This window comes from Nonomuraea rubra (assembly GCF_014207985.1).
Lineage (GTDB): Bacteria > Actinomycetota > Actinomycetes > Streptosporangiales > Streptosporangiaceae > Nonomuraea > Nonomuraea rubra.
Genome location: NZ_JACHMI010000001.1, coordinates 12025762 through 12045999, shown reverse-complemented (window position 1 = coordinate 12045999; position 20238 = coordinate 12025762). Strand labels below are relative to the sequence as shown.

22 protein-coding genes and 1 pseudogene are annotated in these 20238 nt (G+C 71.3%); 15 read left to right on the top strand and 8 right to left on the bottom strand.

All coding sequences use genetic code 11. The features are described from left to right. Nucleotides 1–16 precede the first annotated feature (16 nt). From HD593_RS55695 to HD593_RS55675, 5 genes and pseudogenes are all read left to right on the top strand, one after another. Nucleotides 17–898, top strand: a complete 882-nt coding sequence (locus HD593_RS55695; protein ID WP_185110897.1) for a proline dehydrogenase family protein — start codon at nucleotides 17–19, stop codon at nucleotides 896–898. A gap of 72 nt (nucleotides 899–970) precedes the next feature. Next, nucleotides 971–1765, top strand: coding sequence for a pyrroline-5-carboxylate reductase (gene proC, locus HD593_RS55690; protein ID WP_185110896.1), 795 nt, complete (start codon nucleotides 971–973; stop codon nucleotides 1763–1765). Nucleotides 1766–1844: 79 nt separating this feature from the next. Continuing rightward, a complete protein-coding gene (locus HD593_RS55685; RefSeq protein ID WP_185110895.1) occupies nucleotides 1845–3203 on the top strand; it encodes an efflux RND transporter periplasmic adaptor subunit in 1359 nt (452 codons plus the stop codon). Continuing rightward, nucleotides 3200–3733: pseudogene (locus HD593_RS55680) on the top strand (ABC transporter ATP-binding protein); the annotation flags it as partial. The gene HD593_RS55685 and the pseudogene HD593_RS55680, both read left to right, overlap by 4 nt. 189 nt (nucleotides 3734–3922) lie before the next feature. After that, entirely contained in the window at nucleotides 3923–5107 is a 1185-nt protein-coding gene (locus tag HD593_RS55675) for an ABC transporter permease (RefSeq protein WP_185110893.1), read from the top strand. Between the two features lie 17 nt (nucleotides 5108–5124). Here the strand turns inward: HD593_RS55675 and HD593_RS55670 are convergent, their stop codons facing one another. From HD593_RS55670 to HD593_RS55655, 4 genes are all read right to left on the bottom strand, one after another. After that, complete coding sequence (locus HD593_RS55670; RefSeq protein WP_185110892.1) at nucleotides 5125–5865, bottom strand: ABC transporter permease subunit; 741 nt, start codon at nucleotides 5863–5865, stop codon at nucleotides 5125–5127. Further along, nucleotides 5862–6752, bottom strand: a complete 891-nt coding sequence (locus tag HD593_RS55665; RefSeq protein WP_185110891.1) for an ABC transporter ATP-binding protein — start codon at nucleotides 6750–6752, stop codon at nucleotides 5862–5864. Before HD593_RS55665 ends, HD593_RS55670 begins: the two co-directional genes overlap by 4 nt. 80 nt (nucleotides 6753–6832) lie before the next feature. Beyond that, entirely contained in the window at nucleotides 6833–7486 is a 654-nt protein-coding gene (locus HD593_RS55660) for a response regulator (RefSeq protein ID WP_185110890.1), read from the bottom strand. Next, the gene (locus HD593_RS55655) at nucleotides 7483–8604 is read right to left on the bottom strand and encodes a sensor histidine kinase (protein WP_246549760.1); all 1122 of its coding nucleotides are present in this window, start codon (nucleotides 8602–8604) and stop codon (nucleotides 7483–7485) included. Before HD593_RS55655 ends, HD593_RS55660 begins: the two co-directional genes overlap by 4 nt. A gap of 124 nt (nucleotides 8605–8728) precedes the next feature. On the opposite strand from HD593_RS55655, the gene HD593_RS55650 reads away from it, so the two are divergent. The 9 genes from HD593_RS55650 to HD593_RS55610 all read left to right on the top strand — a co-directional run bounded on the left by HD593_RS55650 (nucleotide 8729) and on the right by HD593_RS55610 (nucleotide 16019). Beyond that, nucleotides 8729–9892 (top strand): acetoin utilization protein AcuC, encoded by a 1164-nt coding sequence (locus HD593_RS55650; RefSeq protein WP_185110888.1) that lies wholly within the window; start codon nucleotides 8729–8731, stop codon nucleotides 9890–9892. 46 nt (nucleotides 9893–9938) lie between these two features. Next, nucleotides 9939–10721, top strand: coding sequence for a phosphatase (locus HD593_RS55645; protein ID WP_185110887.1), 783 nt, complete (start codon nucleotides 9939–9941; stop codon nucleotides 10719–10721). A 312-nt stretch (nucleotides 10722–11033) separates the two neighbouring features. After that, nucleotides 11034–11237 carry a helix-turn-helix domain-containing protein gene (locus tag HD593_RS55640; protein ID WP_026214222.1) on the top strand — a complete coding sequence of 68 codons (204 nt, stop codon included), beginning with the start codon at nucleotides 11034–11036 and terminating at the stop codon, nucleotides 11235–11237. A gap of 174 nt (nucleotides 11238–11411) precedes the next feature. Next, nucleotides 11412–11510 carry a 30S ribosomal protein bS22 gene (locus HD593_RS55635; protein WP_018654693.1) on the top strand — a complete coding sequence of 33 codons (99 nt, stop codon included), beginning with the start codon at nucleotides 11412–11414 and terminating at the stop codon, nucleotides 11508–11510. Between the two features lie 22 nt (nucleotides 11511–11532). Next, nucleotides 11533–12528 carry an NAD-dependent epimerase/dehydratase family protein gene (locus tag HD593_RS55630; protein WP_185110886.1) on the top strand — a complete coding sequence of 332 codons (996 nt, stop codon included), beginning with the start codon at nucleotides 11533–11535 and terminating at the stop codon, nucleotides 12526–12528. Between the two features lie 31 nt (nucleotides 12529–12559). Further along, nucleotides 12560–13492, top strand: a complete 933-nt coding sequence (locus tag HD593_RS55625) for a lysophospholipid acyltransferase family protein (RefSeq protein WP_357795375.1) — start codon at nucleotides 12560–12562, stop codon at nucleotides 13490–13492. Between the two features lie 73 nt (nucleotides 13493–13565). After that, complete coding sequence (locus HD593_RS55620; protein WP_185110885.1) at nucleotides 13566–14363, top strand: SDR family NAD(P)-dependent oxidoreductase; 798 nt, start codon at nucleotides 13566–13568, stop codon at nucleotides 14361–14363. A 58-nt stretch (nucleotides 14364–14421) separates the two neighbouring features. Further along, nucleotides 14422–15000 (top strand): RNA polymerase sigma factor, encoded by a 579-nt coding sequence (locus HD593_RS55615; RefSeq protein WP_185110884.1) that lies wholly within the window; start codon nucleotides 14422–14424, stop codon nucleotides 14998–15000. 2 nt (nucleotides 15001–15002) lie between these two features. Then, nucleotides 15003–16019, top strand: a complete 1017-nt coding sequence (locus tag HD593_RS55610; protein WP_185110883.1) for an LCP family protein — start codon at nucleotides 15003–15005, stop codon at nucleotides 16017–16019. 46 nt (nucleotides 16020–16065) lie between these two features. On the opposite strand, the gene HD593_RS55605 is transcribed toward HD593_RS55610, so the two are convergent. From HD593_RS55605 to HD593_RS55595, 3 genes are read right to left on the bottom strand one after another with little or no spacing between them, the layout of a single operon-like run. Continuing rightward, nucleotides 16066–16935 (bottom strand): HAD family hydrolase, encoded by an 870-nt coding sequence (locus HD593_RS55605; protein ID WP_185110882.1) that lies wholly within the window; start codon nucleotides 16933–16935, stop codon nucleotides 16066–16068. An 18-nt stretch (nucleotides 16936–16953) separates the two neighbouring features. After that, nucleotides 16954–17589, bottom strand: coding sequence for a DUF5667 domain-containing protein (locus HD593_RS55600; RefSeq protein ID WP_185110881.1), 636 nt, complete (start codon nucleotides 17587–17589; stop codon nucleotides 16954–16956). A 59-nt stretch (nucleotides 17590–17648) separates the two neighbouring features. Beyond that, nucleotides 17649–18299, bottom strand: a complete 651-nt coding sequence (locus HD593_RS55595; protein ID WP_185110880.1) for a sigma-70 family RNA polymerase sigma factor — start codon at nucleotides 18297–18299, stop codon at nucleotides 17649–17651. A gap of 179 nt (nucleotides 18300–18478) precedes the next feature. Between HD593_RS55595 and HD593_RS55590 the strand changes: the two genes are divergently transcribed. Beyond that, on the top strand, nucleotides 18479–19948 hold the full coding sequence (locus HD593_RS55590) for a putative quinol monooxygenase (RefSeq protein ID WP_185110879.1): 1470 nt from the start codon (nucleotides 18479–18481) through the stop codon (nucleotides 19946–19948). Here the strand turns inward: HD593_RS55590 and HD593_RS55585 are convergent. Continuing rightward, nucleotides 19938–20174, bottom strand: a complete 237-nt coding sequence (locus tag HD593_RS55585; protein WP_185110878.1) for a glutaredoxin family protein — start codon at nucleotides 20172–20174, stop codon at nucleotides 19938–19940. The genes HD593_RS55590 and HD593_RS55585 overlap by 11 nt on opposite strands. Between the last annotated feature and the right edge of the window lie 64 nt (nucleotides 20175–20238).

Sequence of the window (20238 nt, the reverse complement as noted above, 5' to 3'; positions counted from 1 at the left end):
GACTAGTGTGGTTCGCGTGCTCCGACAGGCCATGCTCGCCCTTTCGAAGAGCCGGCGCGCCGAACGGCTCGTCACCACCTCACCGCTGACCGCGGACGTGGTCAGGCGGTACGTCGCCGACGACATCGGGGCCGTGGTCGGCGCGCTGACCCGCGACGGGCTGCTGGTCAGCGTCGACCACCTCGGCGAGGAGGTGAACGACCCGGCCCAGGCCGAGGCGGCCGTCGCGACCTACGTCGCGCTGCTCGACCTGCTGCCCGCGGGCTCCGACGTGTCGGTCAAGCTCACCGCGCTGGGGCTGCGGCAGTCGCAGTCGCTCGCGCTCGCCAACGCCGCCACCATCTGCGCCGCCGCGGCGGGCAGGGGCGTCACGGTCACGCTCGACGCCGAGGAGCACGACACGATCCCCGGGCTGCACGCCGTGCACGCCGCGCTGCGCAGGGAACATCCCGACGTGGGGGTGGTCGTGCAGGCGTACCTGCCGGACTCGCTCGACCGCTGCGAGAAGCTCGGCGGGGCGAGGGTGCGATTGTGCAAGGGGGCGTACACGGCGCCCGGCGCGTACACCAGGCCCGCCGACATCGACCGCTCCTACGTACGGTGCCTGAAGGTGCTGATGGCCGGCACCGGCTACCCGATGGTCGCCACCCACGACCCGCGGCTGCTGCGGATCGCCTCCGCGCTGGCGGTGCTCGACGGGCGCGACCTGAGCGGGTTCGAGTACCAGATGTTGTACGGCGTGCGCCCCGACGAGCAGGCGCGCCTGGCCGGGCTGGGAGCGCGGATGCGCGTCTACGTCCCCTACGGGTCCGACTGGTACGCCTACCTCATGCGGCGCCTGGCCGAACGCCCCCGCAACCTGGCCTTCTTCCTCCGCTCGCTGATGTCGCGCGGCTGACCGGCCCCGATCTCACGCTGTCCCAGCCGCTAGGCTGCCAGGTCAGCGTCTACTTCCTTTCGAGGGGCCGAAATGATCGCGATTCTGGGCACGGGCAAGATGGGCGAGGCCCTGCTGTCCGGGCTGCTGCGCGCCGGGTTCAAGCCGGGCGACATCATGGCGACCACGCGCAGGTCCGAGCGCGCGGAGGCACTGCGCGAGACGTACGGCGTGCGCACCGTGTCCAACGCCGAGGCCGCCAAGGCCGCCGACACGCTCATCCTCGCGGTCAAGCCGCAGGACATGGGGACGCTGCTGGCCGAGATCGCCCCCCACGTGCCCGCCGAGCGGCTGGTGATCTCCGCGGCGGCCGGCATCACCACGGCGTTCGTCGAGCAGCGGCTGGGGGTGGAGGTGCCGGTGGTGCGGGTGATGTCGAACACGCCGATCCGGTTCGACGAGGCGATGAGCGTGATCTCGGCGGGGGCGTACGCGGGGGAGGAGCACCTGAAGCTGGCCGAGGGGCTGCTGAAGCCGGTCGGCAAGGTGCTGCGCATCCCGGAGTCGCAGCAGGACGCCGCGACGGCGCTGTCCGGCAGCGGGCCCGCCTACTTCTTCTACCTGGTCGAGGCCATGGTCGACGCGGGGATCCTGCTCGGCATGCCGAGGGCCACCGCGCTCGACATGGTCACCCAGTCCATCGTGGGGGCGGCGGTGATGCTGCGCGACTCCGGGGAGCACCCGGTGATCCTGCGCGAGGCCGTCACGTCGCCGGGCGGCACGACGATCGCCGCCATCGCGGAGCTGGAGCGCCACAGCGTGCGCGCTGCCTTCCTGGCCGCCATCGAGGCCGCCCGCGATCGTGGCCGCCAGCTCGCGTCCGGCTGAGCACCCGCCCGTCCGTCGCGGCAGGCCCGCCCGAGCGGGCGCTTGTGCGGGGAGCTCGTGAAGATTCACGATAAGTCGGGTGACGATTCGGTACGGGGCCGCCCCGTTGCTCGTCCTGTTAGCGCTGACCGGCTGCACCTCTGAAGAACCGGCGACCGTCCAGCTCGCCGACGTTCGGCGGGCGCCGGTCACCGAGGTCGTCGAGGCGCCCGCCACCATCGGGGCGCGGGCCTCCGCGACACTGCGCTCGCCCGCCCAGGGCACGATCGACAAGCTCCACGTCCGCGACGGCGACCGCGTCCGCAAGGGGCAGATCGTGGCCAGGATCCGCTCGCCCCAGGCCGAGGACCAGCTCCGCCAGGCCCGCCGGGCGTCCGAACTGGCCACCCCGGCCCGCTTCAGCGCCCCGAGCGTGCGCCTGCCGTCGCTCGACACCGCCGCCTTCGACCGCAAGGTCGCGCGGCACTTCGCCAGGGCCCGCGCGGAGGCGCGGAAGGTCGAGGACAAGCGCACCCGCAAGCAGCTCCTGAACGCCATCGACCTCGCCGGCACCCAGTACCGGGCCCAGACCAGGGCGCTGGCCTCGATCACCGCCCAGCTCAACCGCTCGATCAGCGGTCTCATGACGGGCGTCACCAGCGGCCTGTCCAGCTCCATGGCCTCGCTGCAGGCGGCCTCCAAGTCGCAGGCCAGGGCCGCGGTCAAGGTGGCCGAGCGGACGGTGAAGTCGCTCACCGTCAAGGCGCCGTTCTCCGGGGTCGTCACGCTCGGACGGGTGTCGGGCGGCGGCGGCATGCCCGCTGGCGTCGAGAGCCTGCTCGGGCAGCTCCCCGGCGGTGGCGGCGGCCGGCAGCTGCCCTCCCTGCCCGCCGGCGGGGCGGCTCAGGGCACTCCGGTGGCGGCCGGTGTGCCGGTCTCGGCGGGCGACCCGATCGTCACCTTGACAGACGTCTCCGAGCTGACCCTGGACGCCGACGTGGACGAGACGGACGTGCTGCTCGTACGCGAGGGCGTCAAGGCGGAGGTCGAGCTGGACGCGGTGCCGGGCGCCACGTACGAGGCCGCGGTCACCGGCATCGGCGTCACCCCCATGGAGGGCACCACCGGCGGCGTCAGCTACCCCGTACGGCTCAGGCTCGGCGCCGGCGTGTTCGACGACGGCTCCGAGGCGCCCACGCCCAAGCCCGGCATGAGCGCGGTGGCGCGGCTGACCGTGCGCGAGTCGCCGTCGGCCGTCGCCGCGCCCGCCTCGGCCATCGTCTCCAGCGGGCGCGAGAGCGTGGTATGGGCGATCAGGAACGGCGTGGCCCAGCGGCGCGTGGTCAAGCTCGGGGCCCAGGGGGACGCGGTGGTGGAGGTGCTGAGCGGATTGTCCGTGGGCGAGCGGATCGTGGTCAGGGGAGCGGACTCCGTACGGGAAGGGCAGCGTCTCCCATGAGCGGCGGGGTGGCCATCGAGGCGGTGGAGCTGACCCGCCGCTACCAGCTCGACGGCGTGGCCGTCGAGGCGTTGCGCGGGGTCTCGCTGCGGATCGGCCAGGGCGAGTTCGCCGCGGTCGTCGGCCCGTCGGGGTCGGGGAAGTCCACGCTCATGCACCTGCTCGGCTGCCTCGACCGCCCGTCGTCGGGCGTGCTGAGAGTGGGCGGGGTGGACATCGCGCGGCTGTCCGACGGGGAGCTGGCCGAGCTGCGGAACAGGACGATCGGGTTCGTCTTCCAGTCCTTCCACCTGCTGGCCAGGACGTCGGCGCTGGACAACGTGGCGCTGCCGCTGGTCTACCGGGGGCTGGGCAGGGCCGAGCGGCGGTCCAGGGCCCGCGCGGCGCTGGAGTCGGTCGGGCTCGGGCACCGCCTGCACCACCGGCCCTCGCAGATGTCCGGCGGCGAGCAGCAGCGCGTGGCCATCGCCAGGGCGCTGGTCGGCGAGCCCGAGGTGCTGCTGGCCGACGAGCCCACCGGGAACCTCGACACCGCCAGCGGGGCCGAGGTGATGGCCATCCTCGACCGGCTCAACGCCGAAGGCGGCATGGCGGTGGTGCTGGTCACACACGAGGCCGGGGTGGCCGCCCACGCCAGGCGGCAGATCCACGTACGGGACGGCCTGATCGAGCGGGACGACGGCCCGCCGAGCGGCGGCGGGTCGTGAGGGGTGGCGGGCATGAGGAGTGGTGAGGCGCTGGCCATGGCGATGGAGGCGCTGCGCGTGAACCGGCTGCGCAGCGTGCTCACCATGCTGGGCGTGATCATCGGCGTGCTGGCCGTGGTGATCCTCGTGGCCATCGGCACCGGCGCGAAGGACGAGATCGAGAAGCAGATCTCCGGCCTCGGCACGAACATCATCCTCGTCGTCCCCGGCCGCCTCAGCCTCGGCGCGGCGCCCACGCAGAGCAAGCTGGGCCTGGCCGACGTGGCCTACGTGCGGCGGGTGGTGGGCGACCCGTCGAAGGTGACGGTGTCGCTGCAGTCGGGCGAGACCGTACGTGTGGGCAGGACGGAGGCGTTCGTCACGGTGATCGGCACCGACCAGAACCTGGTCAACATCTTCGAGCGGCCCGTCGGCAAGGGCCGCCCGCTGAGCGAGACCGACGTGGACACCCGGCGCAGGGTGGCGGTGCTCGGCTCTGAGGTGGCCGACCGGCTGTTCGGCGAGCTGGACCCGATCGGGCGGCAGGTGACGGTGGCGGGGGCGAGGTTCCGGGTGGTCGGGGTGTACGCCACGGTGGGGCAGACGTTCGGGCTCTCCCGCGACCAGGAGATCCACATCCCGGTGACGACCGCGCAGCGGCTGCTGGGGATCGAGCGGATCAACGGGCTGGCGGTGGGCGCGTCCGGGCCGGACGAGATCGACCCGCTGTCGGACCGGGTGACGGCGGCGCTGCGGGACCGGTATCCGGGCGAGCAGTTCTCGGCGGTCACGCAGACCGCGCTGCTCGGCACGGTCGGCAGCGTGCTGGGCATGCTCACCGGCGTGCTGGCGGCCATCGCGGGCATCTCGCTGCTGGTCGGCGGCGTCGGCGTGTCGAACATCATGCTGGTCAGCGTGCGCGAGCGGACCAGGGAGATCGGGCTGCGCAAGGCGCTGGGTGCCAGGCAGCGGGACATCCTGGCGCAGTTCCTGATCGAGGCGGTGCTGCTGACGACGATCGGCGGGCTCATCGGGATCCTGCTCGGGGTGGGTGGCGCGCTGGCCATCGAGGCGCTCACGGAGGTGCCCGCGTCGATCACGTGGTGGTCGATCGTGCTGGCGTTCGGGGTGTCGGCGGCGGTCGGGGTGTTCTTCGGCGTGGCGCCGGCGCGCAGGGCGGGCCGGTTGGACCCGGTGATCGCCCTCCGCGCCGAGTGAGCGGTCTTACTCCGGGCTCAGGCGTCGCGGCGCTGCATGAGGACCGCGCCCGCGAGCGTGGCGACGGCGACCCACGCCAGGTAGACGCCGAACCCGCCCCACGGCGACAGTGAGTCGCTGCCCTCCCCGACGACGAGCAGCAGGCCGGCGTTGGTGGTGAAGTGCTCGGCCACGAGCCTGCCCCACTGCCCGGGAAGCTGGTTGACCAACTGGGGCAGCACCAGCATGAGCGCGATGGCCGCCACGATCGCGCCGGGCGTGTGCCGGACGAGCGTCCCGAGCCCCAGGCCGAAGAGCCCGCAGGCGGTCAGGTACAGCGAGGCCCCGACCAGCGCCCGCACGACCTCGCCCAGCTCGAGCGCCGGCGGCTGGGTGAAGGCCACCCCCACGCCGAGCGCCGCGGCGGAGGCGAGCGCGGAGACGACCAGCGAGGTCGCGCCGAACACCACGAGCTTGCCGGTCAGCAGGCGCATCCGCCTGGGCACGCTCATCAGCGAGGTGTGGATGCCGCCGGTGCGGTACTCGCTGGAGATCACCAGCACGCCCAGCGTGGCGATGGCCACCTGGGCGAACATGATTCCCTGGAGGCTCGCGGCGATGGCCTGGAGGCCGGGGACCGGTCCGTCGGCGACGTTCTTGACGGAGAAGCTGAGCAGCGCGGACAGGCCCACCATCAGCCCGACGGTGGCCGCCAGCGTCCACACGGTCGAGCGCACCGAGCGGATCTTGGTCCATTCGGACCTGAGGATGTCGATCATGCCGAGAACTCCAGACTGTCCTTGGTCAGCTCCATGTAGGCGGCCTCCAGCGAGGGCTGCACGAACGTCAGCTCCTCCAGCGGGATGCCGGCCCTGGCCGTCAGCGTGCCGATCTCCAGCGTGCTCATCGCGGTCACCCGCAGGTGGTCGGGGTGCAGCTCGCCGACCTTGACCAGCTCGGCCACCTCGGCCAGCCGGGGTGAGCGGACCCGTACGTAACCCTGCGAGCTGCGGCCGATGAACTCCCGCACGCTCGTGTCGGCGATCAGCCGGCCCTTGCCGATGACGATCAGGTGGTCGGCGGTCTGCGCCATCTCGCTCATCAGATGGCTGGAGACGAACACCGCCCGCCCCTCGGCCGCCAGCTCCCGCATGAACGTACGGATCCACAGGATGCCGTCGGGGTCGAGCCCGTTGACGGGCTCGTCGAACAGCAGGATCTCGGGGTCGCCGAGCAGGGCCGCGGCGATGCCGAGCCGCTGCGACATGCCCAGCGAGAAGCCGCCGACCCGCCGCTTGGCCACCTCGCGCAGCCCGACGGCCTCCAGCACCTCCTCCACGCGGGAGGCCGGGATGCCGTTGCTCTGCGCGATGGCGAGCAGGTGGTTGCGGGCGCTGCGCCCGCCGTGCACGGCCTTGGCGTCGAGCAGCGCGCCCACCTTGCGCAGGGGGTGCCGCAGCTCCGCGTACGGGCGCCCGGCCACGAGCACGGACCCGCCGGACGGGTGGTCGAGGCCGAGGATCATGCGCATGGTGGTCGACTTGCCGGCGCCGTTGGGGCCGAGGAAGCCGGTCACCTGACCGGGCTCGACGTCGAACGACAGGTCCGCCACGGCCGTGGTCGACCCGTAGCGCTTGCTCAGGTTCGTTGCTCGAATCGCGGTCATGATCCAAGCGTGCCGTCGCGCCCGCCGGTTTTCTTCCTGCCAGGGAACCGTTCGCAGGCCGGCGGGGTAGGACCGTGGTCCTACTCTCCTGGGTGGACCAGCGCCGCCTCGTAGGCGATGATCACGGCCTGCGCGCGGTCCCTGACGCCGAGCTTGGCGAACAGGCTCGTCACGTGGTTCTTCACGGTCGAGGGGGAGACGGCCAGGCCGGCGGCGATCTCCGCGTTCGATCGGCCGCGGGCTATCAGCACGAGGATCTCCCGCTCGCGGTCCGTGAGCCCGGACAGCTCGGCGGGCGCCGTGCGCGGCGGCGCGGTGCGGACGAACGTGCCGATGAGCCTGGTCAGCAGGCGCGGCGCGACGGCCGACTCGCCCCTGTGCACGACGCGGACGCCCTCGATCAGCTCCTCGGGGGAGACGTCCTTGGGCAGGAACCCGTCGGCGCCGGCCCGCAGCGCGGCCACCACGTTCTCGTCCAGGTCGAACGTGCTCAGCGCGAGCACCCGCACGCCTGGCAGCTCCGCGGTGATCAGCTCGGTCGCGCGCACCCCGTCCATGCCGGGCATGTGCAGGTCCATGAGCACCACGTCGGGGCGCAGCCGCCTGCTCAGCTCGACCGCCTGCTCGCCGTCCGCCGCCTCGCCGACCACGCGAAGGTCGGGCTGGGCGTCGAGCATGAGCTTGAAGCCCGTACGCACGAGTGCGTGGTCGTCGGCCAGCAGCACCTCGATCATGCTCTCTCCAGGGGTAGGCGGGCGTGCACGCGGAATCCGCCCTCCGGCCGGGGGCCGGTGGACAGCTGGCCGCCGCAGAGCGCCACCCGCTCGGCCATGCCGCCGAGCCCGAAGCCCGGCGTGCCCTCGTCCTTGGGTAACCCGTCGTCGAGCACCTCGACCTCCACGGCCGCGCTCTCGAAGGCGACGCGCACGCTGGCCCTGGCGCCGGCCGCGTGCTTGCGGGTATTGGTCAGCGCCTCCTGCACGATGCGGTAGACGGCGTGGTCCACGGCGGCGGGCAGCTCGACGGGCTCTCCCGTCACGGTCAGGTGGGCCGGCAGCCCCGCGGACCTGGCCTCCTTGATCAGCGCGGGCAGGCGGTCGGCGCCCACGCCGGTGGCGGCGTCCGGCCCCTCGTTGCCGTCGGCGCGCAGCACGTCGAGCAGGCGGCGCATCTCCGACATCGCCTGGCGGGCGGTCTGCTCGGCGCTCTCCAGGGCGTCCCTGGTGACCTCCTGCTCCGGTGGCAGGGTGGCGCGGGCGCCGCCGACCAGGGCGTTGATCACGGTGATGTGGTGCGCGACCACGTCGTGCAGCTCCCTGGCGATGCGCCGCCGCTCGGCGCGCACCGCCGCGTCGGCGATCTCGCGCCTGCCGCGCTCGTTGAGCTCGGCCCTGAGCCGGACGAGCTGGCCGAGGCCCACGGGTAAGGCGACCGTGAACAGGGTCGTCACCCAGCCCGCCTGGATCGGCGTGCCCAGCTCCAGCAGGAGGGTGTAGAAGGCCCAGGCCGCCGCCGAGGCGATGGCGGTGGTGCGGCCGGGGGTGAAGCGGCTCATGCTGTAGAGGGCGACGGGCGTGGCGACGTTGAGGGAGTCGACGAGGCCCGTCAGGATGCTCACCGCGTCCACGGCGGCCACCAGGGCCAGGGTCGTGACCGGCCGGCTGCGGCGGATGAGCAGGGGGATCAGGGTCAGCAGGTAGTGCACGTTGCCCAGGGCGAGCCGGGCGTCGCCCAGGGCCAGCACGGTGATGGCGCCCAGGACCGACGGGATGGCGAGCACGATCACGAGCGTCCGGTCGGAGACCTTGGGACGCTGGAAGAACCGCACGATCTTCATGAAGGCCCGCGCCATGCGCACGATCAAACCCTAGTTCAGGAAATGTCGCCCTTGCCGTGAGCGCTCAACCCGGGCTACAACCAGGCGTCTGCCCTGCGGTAACGTCGGCGCAAGGCGAGGGACACGCGGAGGGGTTGGCATGAGCCGGTCGGCACGGGTGATCTGGGACGACGCTCTCACCTCCTACAACTTCGGCCCGAGCCATCCACTGGCCCCCGTGCGGGTGGAGCTCACCATGGCGCTCGCCCGCGAGCTGGGCGTGCTCGACAAGGTCGAGATGGGCGGCTGCGGCCCCGCAAGCGACGACGAGCTGGCCATGGTGCACGACCGGGCCTACATCGAGGCCGTCAAGCGGGTGTCCGCCTCCGGCAGGCCCGACCTGGCCGTGGGGCTCGGCACGAGCGACAATCCGGCGTTCGCGGGCGTGCACGAGGCGTCCGCGCTGATCGCCGGGGCCTCGCTGGCCGCCGCCCGCGCGGTGTGGGAGGGCGCGGCCGAGCACGCGGTCAACGTGGCGGGCGGGCTGCACCACGCGATGCCCGCCACGGCCAGCGGGTTCTGCGTCTACAACGATCCGGCGCTGGCCATCGCGTGGCTGCTGCGGCAGGGCGTGAGCCGCGTCGCGTACGTGGACGTGGACGTGCACCACGGCGACGGCGTGCAGGCCGTCTTCTACGACGACCCGAGGGTGCTGACGATCAGCCTGCACGAGAGCCCGCGCACGCTGTTCCCCGGCACGGGCTTCCCCGAGGAGACCGGGGCCGAGGGCACGGCCGTCAACGTCGCGCTCCCGGCCGGCACGGGCGACTCCGGGTGGCTGCGGGCCTTCCACGCGGTGGTGCCGCCGCTGCTGCACGAGTTCAGGCCCGAGATCCTGGTGACCCAGCACGGCTGCGACAGCCACGCGCTCGACCCGCTGGCCAACCTCATGCTCAGCGTCGACGGCCAGCGGGCCGCGTACGCCGCGCTGCACCGCCTGGCCCACGAGACGGCGGGCGGCCGGTGGATCGCCACCGGCGGGGGCGGTTACGAGCTGGTGCAGGTGGTGCCGCGGGTGTGGACGCACCTCATCGCCGAGCTGTCGGGGCATCCGGTCGATCCGGCCACGCCGACGGGTCAGGGCTGGCGGCAGTTCGTACGGGAGCGTACGGGCGAGGTCCCGCCGCTGACCATGACAGACGGCCGAAATCCGGAATTTCGTGACTTGTCCGGTGGTTATGATCCAGCGGACCCCATTGACCGTGCGGTCATGGCGACCCGAAACGCGGTGTTCCCCCTGCACGGCCTCGATCCGATGCCCTGACCGAGGCTCACGGCCTCGCTCCGTAGCCCTGACGAGGAAGAACCCAGTGCTGAGCCGCGACGAACTCCGAGATCACCTGGTATACAGCCGCATAGCCGGCGATGTCGCGACCCCCCGCGAGAACAACCTGGACCACTACAGCTCGCTGGCCAACGGCGACCCGTACTACGCGCTGGGCCTGACGTTCGACCAGCCGTGGTCCTACCGCGACATCCTCGCCCTGATGGCCAAGTCCGCGGGCGTGGTCTCCGACCCCGGCCACCGCTGGGGCCAGGACACCATCGACCCCGACCTGACGATCGACGCGATCGACGCCATGGCCGAGCGCATCGCCGCCGTGCTGTCGCGGCCGGAGCCGCGCATCCTGTTCGCCACCGGGCACCCCACCGGCCTGCTGGCCGTCCACCTGCCGCTGGCCGCCTTCTGCGCCGCCAGGGGCGCGCGGCTGCTGTCCCCCGGCGAGGGGTGGACGTACGCCGGGTCGGGTTTCGGTCGTCCCAGAAGGATCCGTTATCTCCAGGACATCGCCATGCTCGACGACCGCGGCGCGCTGGTGCACACCCACGACGCGGCCCCGATGCGGCACATGCTGGAGGAGCTGAACGGCGACCTCCCCGACCTCGTGATCGCCGACCACGGCTGGGCGGGAGCGGCCGGAGAGGCCGGTGTGCCGACGGTGGCGTTCGCCGACTGCAACGACCCCGGGCTCTTCGTCGGTGAGGCGGAAGGAAAGCTTGACGTGGTCGTTCCGCTCGATGACAACGTGCTACCCCGCTACTACGCTCCGTTGACCGAGAGGTTGGTCACAGGAGTCTCACGAGCCCTTTGAGTCTAATTCGGTCATCCGCATACCGTCTTTTCGCGCCTGCATTCCAAGAGGCTCGCTGTCCCTTTGCCAACTTTTGATGGGGCTCCGGCGACTCTTATGTGTGGCAACTTGGACAGTTCCAACGTCCAAAAGTGGTGCTCGGGCAGGCTGCTGGCCAGCGATTTTGCTGGTTCGGCTGACAGGTGGCTCCGGCAGTTGAGAAACTAGGGGGTTTGCGCACCCGGAGTCCCGACTTACGCTGACGGCAGTACACGTGCGTGAGCAATGGCACCAGTGGGGATAACCCGGAAACACGTGCGGAAGAGGCGTCCGATGGGTGCAGGCGAAAGACCTCTCAGCGAGGTGAAGTTCCTGACCGTCGCAGAAGTGGCGACGGTCATGAGGGTGTCCAAGATGACGGTGTACCGGCTCGTTCACTCGGGCGAGCTGCCGGCCATCAGAGTCGGCCGATCGTTCAGGGTGCCTGAGCAGGCGGTACACGACTATCTGCGGGAGGCCTACATCGAGGCAGGTTGACGTAGCGACACGCCGAGGCGTGTCGTGAATGCTCTCGCGGGAGAGGCCCGGCCGCCGCTGGTGCGGCCGGGCTCTCACCCCCCGAGGGGCGATCTACCGTGGATCGCCGGTAGTCTGTGAGCCGGTGTGCGCTCGCACTCCGGTTCAGACGTGCTATCAGTACCTGGGGGTCCCGTGGGCTCTGTGATCAAGAAGCGCCGCAAGCGGATGGCTAAGAAGAAGCACCGCAAGCTGCTCAAGAAGACGCGCATCCAGCGGCGCAACAAGAAGTAATCGACGCAGCTGCGAGGCGCTGATGACCCACACCGTGCTTGTCACCGGGGTCTCGCGCCACATCGGCGCCCGGGTGGCGAGTGCTCTGGCGGCGGCCCCGGACATCAGCCGTGTCATAGGAGTGGACACCGTGCCGCCCCCCTCGCTGACGCGAGACGGCGGCATCTCTCTCGGCCGGACGGAGTTCGTCCGGGTCGATCTGCGCAGCCCCGACATCGCTCAGGTGATCGCGGCCGCGGACATCGACACCGTTGTGCACATGAGCCTGGTCAGCGCTCCGTCGCGAAGCGGCGGCAGGGCGGCCATGAAGGAGCACAACGTCATCGGCACCATGCAGTTGCTCGGTGCCTGCCAGCGGTCGGCGACCGTGCGACGTGTGGTGGTGCGCTCCACCACCGCCGTCTACGGCTCGTCGCCCCGGGATCCGGCGGTGTTCACCGAGGATCTGGAGCCGCACGACGGCCCCATCCACGGATACGCCAAAGACGCGGCCGAGGTCGAGGGTTACGTGCGGGGTTTCGCCCGGCGCCGCCCCGACGTGGTCGTCTCGCTGCTGCGCTTCGCCAACTTCATGGGTCCCGGCGTTGACTCGCCGCTGACTCGTTACTTCACCCAGCCGGTGCTGCCGACCGTGTTCGGCTTCGACCCGCGGCTGCAGTTCGTCCACGAGGACGACGCGGTCGAGGTGCTGCGCCGGATGGCGACCGAGGATCACCCCGGCACGTTCAACGTGGCCGGGGCGGGCGTGCTGCTCCTGTCCCAGTGCGCCAGGCGGGCGGGGCGGCCGAAGCTGCCGCTGTTCTCGCCCGCGTTCAAGGCGCTGGGCGGCGCCGTGCGCAGAGTCGGGCTGGTCGAGTACTCGCCCGAGCAGGTCCGCCTGATGTGCCACGGCCGCGCGGTCGACATCGCCCGGCTGGAGGCCGAGCTGGGCTGGAAGCCCAAGTTCACCACCGGCGCGGCCTTCGACGACTTCCTGCGCTCTCGCGGCCTGCGGCCGCTCGGAGGTGTGCGCGCGTGAGCGTCCCCGAGCACGACCCGGAGGTGTGCGGGTGAGCGTCCCCCACGGGGACGAGGCGCGCGTGATCCCCATCAGCGAGGCCCCGTCCTTCGAACAGCAGTCCTTCGAACGGCCCTCCGCCGACGAGCTGGCCGAACGGCTGGCCAAGCTGCTGGCCTTCCTGCGCAGGCGGGTCACCGGCGACTACGAGGTCGACGAGTTCGGCTACGACGCCGAGCTGACCGACAAGGTGGTGCTCGAGCTCATCAGGCCGCTCTACACCCACTGGTTCAGGGTGGAGACGCTGGAGCTGAAGAACATCCCCGACGACAGCGGCGCGCTGGTCGTCGCCAACCACTCCGGCACGCTGCCGCTGGACGCGCTGATGCTGCAGGTGGCGCTGCACGACGAGGCCGGCAGGCCGCTGCGGCTGCTCGGCGCCGACCTGGTCTACCAGCTCCCGGTGCTCAGCCACCTGGCCCGCAAGACCGGCCACACGCTGGCCTGCCGCGAGGACGCCGACCGGTTGCTGCGCAAGGGCGAGCTGGTCGGGGTGTTCCCCGAGGGCTTCAAGGGCGTCGGCAAGCCGTTCGCCGAGCGCTACAAGCTGCAGCGCTTCGGCCGCGGCGGCTTCGTGGCCTCGGCCATCCGCGCCGGGGTGCCCATCGTGCCCACCGCGATCGTGGGGGCCGAGGAGATCTATCCCAAGATCGGCGATCTGAAGACCCTGGCCAGGATGCTGGGGCTGCCCTACCTGCCGATCACCCCGTTCTTCCCGCTGCTGGGGCCGCTCGGGCTGGTGCCGCTGCCGTCCAAGTGGATGATCGAGTTCGGCGAGCCTATCCGCACCGACGAGTACGAGCCGTCCGCCGCCGACGACCCCATGCTCGTCTTCAACCTCACCGACCACGTACGCGAGGTCATCCAGCAGCTGCTCAACGAGCTGCGGCTGCGCAGGGGGCACGCCTTCCCGCCATTTCTGTGACCCTCGGGTGCAACCGCCCCGGTCCCGCCGGTGTTCTTGGCACGGATTTCACGGAACACCGAAGGGAAACCCCATGGATCTGCAGCTTTCCGGCCGCGTCGCCGTCGTCACCGGCGCGTCCAAGGGCATCGGCCTGGCCGTCGCCCGCACCCTGGCCGAGGAGGGCGCCCACGTGGTCGCCGCCTCCCGCACGCCCGCCGAGGCCCTGGCCGACGCCAAGGTGACGCACGTCGCGGTGGACCTCATGGACCCCGCCGCGCCGGCGCGGGTCGTCGCGCGGGCGGTGGAGGAGTTCGGCGGGGTGGACATCCTGGTCAACAACGCCGGCGGGCCGCCGCCCGGGGCGACGCTGCCGCGGGCCGGGTTCATGGCGCCTGACGACGCGGACTGGGCGGCGATGTTCGAGTTCAACCTGTTCTCGGCCGTGCGCATGATTCGCGTCGCTGTGCCGTACCTGCTGGAGCGGGGTGGCGGGTCGATCGTCAACGTCTCCTCCACGATGGGCAGGCAGGCGGGTGCCGTGAACGTGGACTACAGCGCCGCCAAGTCGGCCGTGCGGGCGCTGAGCAAGTCCCTGTCCGCCGAGTACGCCCCGCAGGGCATCAGGGTCAACACGGTCACGCCCGGGGCGGTGCTGACGGACTGGTGGACGAAGGAGGGCGGCGCGGCCGAGGTCTTCGGGGGCATGGTCGGCGCCGACAGGGACAGCGTGATCAGCGAGGTGGCTCCTACGATGATGGGGCTGGCCACCGGCAGGCTGGTGCACCCGCAGGAGATCGCCGACGCGGTCGCCCTGCTCGCCTCGCCCCGATCGGGCAGCACCACGGGCGCGGAGTTCGTGATCGACGGGGGCCAGCTGAAGGAGATCTGAACCCGATCGGCGGGTTGTGGCAAGACATCCGTGACCGATCCCCCACAGAAGGGCGGAGATGATCACGCAACCCGCCGTCAGGGGTGCGGACGCGGACCTCGTACGGGCCTCGTGGACGGACCCCGAGGCCTTCGCCGAGCTCTTCGACCGCTACTCCGCCATGCTCTACCGGTACGTCTCCAGGCGCCTCGGCCCCGAGCCCGCCGAGGACCTCGTCGGTGAGACGTTCCTGGTCGCGTTCTCCCGCAGGAAGAGCTACGACCTGGCGTACCCGGACGCCAGGCCGTGGCTCTTCGGCATTCTCACCAAGCTCGTCTCCCGCCATCACCGCAGCGAGGCGGCCCGCTACCGGGCCCTGCTGCGTGCCCCTGTGGACCCCGAGGTGGAGTCCCCGGCCGACCGGGTGGCGGCCGGGGTGACCGCCCAGGCCGTGCGGGCCGAGCTGGCCGGCGCCCTGGCCGCGCTGCCCGCCAAGGACCGCGACGTGCTGCTGCTGATCGCCTGGGGCGATCTGACGTACGAGGAGGCCGCGCGGGCGCTCGGCATCCCCGTGGGAACCGTGCGCTCCCGCCTCAACAGGGGCAGGCGGAAGGTACGTGCCGCGCTCGGCGACGCCAACCCGATGGAGGAGGAGTGACGATGGACGACCTGAAGCTGCTCCGGGACCTCGGGGCCGAGCTGGAACACCAGCCACCTCCCACGCTCGCCCGCCAGCGCGAGCGGTTCCTGCGCGCCCGGCCCCGGCGCAGGTGGTCGGGATGGTGGACGGCCGGGCTCGTCGCCGTCGCCACGGCCGCCGCCGCCGTCGCGGCGCCCCTGACGTTCGTCGCCTTCCGGCACAACGCGGTGGGACCGCTGCCCGGGACGGACACGGTGGACATGAGCGGCACCAGGAACGTGCTGGTGATCGGCTCGGACACGCGCGAGGGCGCGGGCAACGAGAAGTACGGCCCCGAGTCGGCCAGGCGGGACGTGGGCCAGCGGTCCGACACCATCATGATCGTGCACGTCCCCGCGGACCGGGGCAGGGCCACCGCGGTCAGCATCTCGCGCGACTCGATGGTACGGATCCCGCGCTGCGGCCAGGAGCCCGCCAGGGTCGACCTGATCAACTCGGCCTACGCCAGGGGCGGCGCGGCCTGCCTCAGGACGACGCTGGAGAGCCTGACCGGGCTGCGGCTGCACCACACGGTCGACGTGGACTTCACCGGGTTCAAGAACATGGTGGACGCCATCGGCGGCGTGACGGTCAAGCTTCCACAGCCTGTGGACGACCCGGCCGCGAAGCTGAAGCTGCCCGCGGGCGAGAGCGTGCTCAACGGCGAGCAGGCCCTGGGCTACGCACGCCTGCGCCGCTACGGCGACGGCTCCGACATCTCGCGGATCAAGCGGCAGCAGACGCTGGTGCTGGCGATGCTGAGGAAGGTGCAGCGGCAGGTGGTCGCCGACCCGGGCAAGCTCAAGGACCTCCTCGGCGAGGTACGCCGGGGCGTGCGGACGGACCTGAGCCTGGAGGCGATGTTCGAGCTGGGCCGGCAGCTCCAGGAGGTCAAGGTGACCGTCGTGTCGGTGCCCTGGGAGCCTTACCAGGGTGACCCCAACCGCATCCAGTGGAAGCAGCCGGAGGCCGGCGAGCTGTTCGGCTCGCTGGAGTAAGGGCGGGTCAGCGGCGGTAGTGGCGGTCGGCGGCGGTCAGGGGCCGTCAGCGGCGGTAGTGGCGGCGCAGGGCGATTCCCGCCGCCACGCCCCCGGCCACGGCGCCCACGCCGGCCGCGATCGGCAGGGCCGTCAGCGTCGCCTTGCGCCCGGTGCGGAAGTCCTTGATCTCCCAGTCGTGCTTCCTGGCGTGCTCGCGCAGCTCGCTGTCGGGGTTGATCGCCACCGCCTTGCCGACCAGCGACAACATCGGCAGGTCGTTGGCCGAGTCGCTGTAGGCGGCGCAGCGGGTCAGGTCGAGGCCCTCCCTGCGGGCCAGCGCGCGCACCGCCTCGGCCTTGGCGGGCCCGTGGAGCAGGTCGCCGACCAGCCGCCCGGTGTAGACGCCGTTGCTGGTCTCGGCGACCGTGCCGAGCGCGCCGGTCAGGCCGAGCCGCTGCGCGATCACCCTGGCCAGCTCGATGGGGGTGGCGGTGACCAGCCAGACCCGCTGGCCGGCGTCGAGGTGGTGCTGGGCGAGCGCGCGGGTGCCGCCCCAGATGCGGTCGGCCATGACCTCGTCGTAGATCTCCTCGCCGAGGCGTACGACGTCGTCGACCTTGGCCCCGGCGACGAACGCCAGCGCCGTCTCCCTGGCCACCGCGATGTGCTCGGGGTTCTCGTTGCCGCGCAGCCGGAACACCGCCTGCCCCACCGCGAACTTGAACAGGTCGGACGTGGTGAACAGGCCGCGGGTGGCCAGCCCCCTGGCGAAGTGGTAGATCGACGCGCCGCGCATCATCGTGTTGTCCACGTCGAAGAAGGCCGCGGACTCCAGGTCCGGCTCGGCGGGCGCGACGGTGACCGCCGCCTGTGCCGCGACCTCGCCGGCGACCTCGGGCTGCGGTTGCTGTTGTCGTCGCATAAGCCGCCACATGGGCTTCAGCTTACTTACCTACTCAGGGGCGACCAGACCCTCGATGTAGTCGAGGTAGCCCTCGGCCTGGGCGAGCTGGTCCTCGTCGAGCTCCTGGAGCATGGGCTTGACGGCCTCCTCCTGCTCCCGCGCGAATTTCTTGATCTTCGGTGAGCGGGGCTCGGCCCGTTCGAGCCTGCTGATGCCCGCCCGCGTGGACTCCTCCATGTCCTTGAGCGTCTTCTTGACCAGCGGGCCGTCGGCGGAGGAGCCGAGCAGGCTGGCGACCTCCCTGGCACGGGTCTTGGCCGAGTCCAGCTCGCGCTCGCCGCGTTCGGCGTCGTCGGAGCTGAGGTGCACCAGCGTGGTCTCGGCGGCGCGCTTGAGCGGGTACAGCGAGTCGCCCGGCACGGCCTGGTAGGTCGCGAACGAGGACACCATGAGCGCCCCCGACAGCCCTACTGCGGCGAGCTGCGACAGCAGCGGCCTGCGCCGCGGCCGGCGCCGGCGACCCGGTGACGCGGCCGGCTCCGGCTCGGGCTCCGGGGCGCCGGACATCAGCTCGGCGCGCAGCCGCTCCTTGAACGCGACCCCCGGAGCGCCGCCGAGAGGCAGCTCCCGCAGCTCGGTGAGCTGCTCCAGCACGCGTTCGCGCCGCCTGCGCCCGCTACTCATGACGGCTCCCTGACCGACGCGGCCATGACACCTGCCTAACGAGGAGCGGAGGGTGGAGGTTACGCCAGGTCGTGCTTGAGCGCCCTGGCCAGCGCCCGTACGGCACGGAACTGCAGCGCTTTGATCGCTCCACTCTTCTTCCCCATGATCAGCGCGGTTTCCGCGAGCGAGAGGCCGTGCAGGAAGCGCAGGACGACGCATTCCTGTTGTTCGGGATTGAGGTCTCGTACGGCACGCAGCACCCGGTCGTTGATGATGGCCGTGACCACGGCGTTCTCGGGGATGTGCGAGCCGTCGAGCGGAACGTCGATGACCTCTCCAGTCGGGATCTCCAACCGGTAGCGCCCTGACTTGAAGTGGTCGGTCACCAGGTTTCTCGCGATGGTCACGAGCCAGGCCCCGAAGTCGCGGCCCTGCCAGGTGAAGTCGCCGATCCTGCGCAGCGCCCGCAGGAAGGTCTCGCTGGTGAGGTCCTCCGCCAGCGGGTGGGAGCCCACCCGGAAGTAGATGTAGCGGTAGACCAGGTCCACGTAACGGTCGTAGAGCGTGCCAAAGGACTGCGTGCAGCCGTTCTTGGCATGCATCACCAGCGTACGGAGGTCGCCCGAAGTGTCTTCAGGGACGTCTTCGCGCACGGCGAACTCGCCCGTCCGGGCAGGTCCAGCGACCGCTGGCGCCAGCAGCCCGGCGAACGGCGACGAGTCAGGCATCCGGTATCCCTAGGGGTAAGGGGTGCGGCGTGCTCGAACACTCTAGAAATCAACCGGAAAATCCACAATCCACGGAAGTCATGCATGACTAGGCGTAATCGGCGGATACCGTGGTGGACCGACCCGTTCCCTCTTCGGCTACCGGCTGGGAGGCATCGTCCGGCAGCATTGGAGTCACCATGGAGATCCTCGTTGCTGTCATCGCTTTTGCCGGTGCGCTCCTGGCCGCCGTCGCGGCCGGTGCCCTGATCCAACGACTGCGCGACGAGCCCGAGGGGTGGTTGATCGCCTGGACCGTTGCAGTCGTGGGCCTGTGCCTGTCACTGGGCGTGATCGGCTTCGGCTATCTCGCCGGCTTCGGCGGCGTCACGTTCCGGATCTACCAGGTCACGGGATCGCTCATCGCGCCCCTGTGGCTGGCCATCGGCCTGGTGCAGCTGCTGTCGGAGAAGGCGCCGCCGAGGTTCCTGGCGTGGCTGTTCGGCATCGCGCTGACCTTCGTCTCCACCGTGATCATGGTCTGGGACCCGCTGAAGACCGAGGAGATGGGCGCGTCCCTGCCCACCGCCTCGACGCACTGGAACGTCCCGCCCGCCTACCTGCTGATCGGCGCGCACGCGGTCGCCGTGCTCGTCATGCTGGCGATGCTGGTGGTGGCCGGGCTCAAGTGGCGCAACGGCGACGAGTACGACACCGACAACCTGCACGCGACCGTGGTCATCGTCCCGTCGGGGCTGGCGCTCGTGGGCGCCATGCGGTTCCCCGTGCCGGGGCTGTTCACCACGGCGCTGCTGGCCGTGGCCGCTGCCGCGGTCTGGTACACCGTGCTGCGGCCGCTGGCGCCGTACGAGGACGACGACGAGGACGATTTCGACGACGACCGCGAGGAGCGCGCCCCGCGCCGTGAGGAGCGCTCTCAGCGCCGCGAGGAGCGTCCCATGGTGCTGGAGGAGCACCGGATGACTCCCGGCGACCGCCCGATGTTCCGCGACGAGGTGCCGCAGCAGGGCGGCCACCGGGGCATGCCGGAGCCGGTGCCGGCCGCGGACCCGCAGCCCGGGCCGCCGCGCCGCTCGTCGGGGCTGGGCGACCTGGTGGCCGAGTACCGGGCGGGCGACGAGGGCTACCGGCAGCGGGAGGTCGACTACGCGGCCCGCATGTCCGCGCCGCTCGACGACGGCCCCTCGACCGGCTACATCATGAACGGCGCGCCACCCATGAGCCCGCCGACGGCTCCCCCCGCCCCGGCGACCGGAGTGGTCTACCCGGGCGCCGACCTGTTCTCGCCCGCCCAGCAGCAGCCAGGCCCGGGCAGGCCGTCACCGCACATCTACGGCCTGCTCACCGTCTTCACGATCGTGGACGGCGCGGGGGAGGCGTTCGACCGGCTGGCCGAGGCCACCGTCGAGGCCGTGCGCCGCGGCGAGCCCGACACGCTCGTGTACGCCTGCCACGCCGTGAAGTCGGCCCCGCTGCAGCGCATCGTCTACGAGCTCTACCGCGACGAGGTCGCCTACCGCGACCACCAGCGGCAGCCGCACGTGGAGCGGTTCGTCAACGAGCGGCAGGCGATGGTGCTGGCCACGAACGTCATCGAGCTCGACGTGAACGCCGCCAAGGTCGTGCCGCTCCCCATGGTCACGTACTGAGCGCGGCCCTCAGCCTGGCCTCGTCCACCCGCCAGAAGTCGTGCTGCACGCCGTCGATCAGCGTGACCGGGATCATCTCCCAGTACTTCTCCCGCAACTCCTCGGACGAGTCGATGCTGATCTCCTCCCACGGCACGCCGAGCTCGCCCGCGACCCGGGCGATGACCTCGCGCGCGTCGTCACACAAGTGACAGCCGGGCTTGCCGAGCAAGGTGATGCGATGCATACGGCAACCGTACCCCGCCGACTTTGTGCATCGGTTCACAAAGGGATTAACCTGAAAGACGGTT

Coding starts and splice junctions, on each gene's coding strand:
- HD593_RS55655 (WP_246549760.1), bottom strand. CDS start 8,604: ATGGCGCGGGCCTTCATGAAGATCGTGCGGTTCTTCCAGCGTCCCAAG.
- HD593_RS55590 (WP_185110879.1), top strand. CDS start 18,479: ATGGAGATCCTCGTTGCTGTCATCGCTTTTGCCGGTGCGCTCCTGGCC.
- HD593_RS55615 (WP_185110884.1), top strand. CDS start 14,422: ATGATCACGCAACCCGCCGTCAGGGGTGCGGACGCGGACCTCGTACGG.
- HD593_RS55665 (WP_185110891.1), bottom strand. CDS start 6,752: ATGACCGCGATTCGAGCAACGAACCTGAGCAAGCGCTACGGGTCGACC.
- HD593_RS55670 (WP_185110892.1), bottom strand. CDS start 5,865: ATGATCGACATCCTCAGGTCCGAATGGACCAAGATCCGCTCGGTGCGC.
- proC (WP_185110896.1), top strand. CDS start 971: ATGATCGCGATTCTGGGCACGGGCAAGATGGGCGAGGCCCTGCTGTCC.
- HD593_RS55610 (WP_185110883.1), top strand. CDS start 15,003: ATGGACGACCTGAAGCTGCTCCGGGACCTCGGGGCCGAGCTGGAACAC.
- HD593_RS55585 (WP_185110878.1), bottom strand. CDS start 20,174: ATGCATCGCATCACCTTGCTCGGCAAGCCCGGCTGTCACTTGTGTGAC.
- HD593_RS55595 (WP_185110880.1), bottom strand. CDS start 18,299: ATGCCTGACTCGTCGCCGTTCGCCGGGCTGCTGGCGCCAGCGGTCGCT.
- HD593_RS55630 (WP_185110886.1), top strand. CDS start 11,533: ATGACCCACACCGTGCTTGTCACCGGGGTCTCGCGCCACATCGGCGCC.
- HD593_RS55620 (WP_185110885.1), top strand. CDS start 13,566: ATGGATCTGCAGCTTTCCGGCCGCGTCGCCGTCGTCACCGGCGCGTCC.
- HD593_RS55660 (WP_185110890.1), bottom strand. CDS start 7,486: ATGATCGAGGTGCTGCTGGCCGACGACCACGCACTCGTGCGTACGGGC.
- HD593_RS55640 (WP_026214222.1), top strand. CDS start 11,034: ATGGGTGCAGGCGAAAGACCTCTCAGCGAGGTGAAGTTCCTGACCGTC.
- HD593_RS55675 (WP_185110893.1), top strand. CDS start 3,923: ATGAGGAGTGGTGAGGCGCTGGCCATGGCGATGGAGGCGCTGCGCGTG.
- HD593_RS55650 (WP_185110888.1), top strand. CDS start 8,729: ATGAGCCGGTCGGCACGGGTGATCTGGGACGACGCTCTCACCTCCTAC.
- HD593_RS55600 (WP_185110881.1), bottom strand. CDS start 17,589: ATGAGTAGCGGGCGCAGGCGGCGCGAACGCGTGCTGGAGCAGCTCACC.
- HD593_RS55605 (WP_185110882.1), bottom strand. CDS start 16,935: ATGTGGCGGCTTATGCGACGACAACAGCAACCGCAGCCCGAGGTCGCC.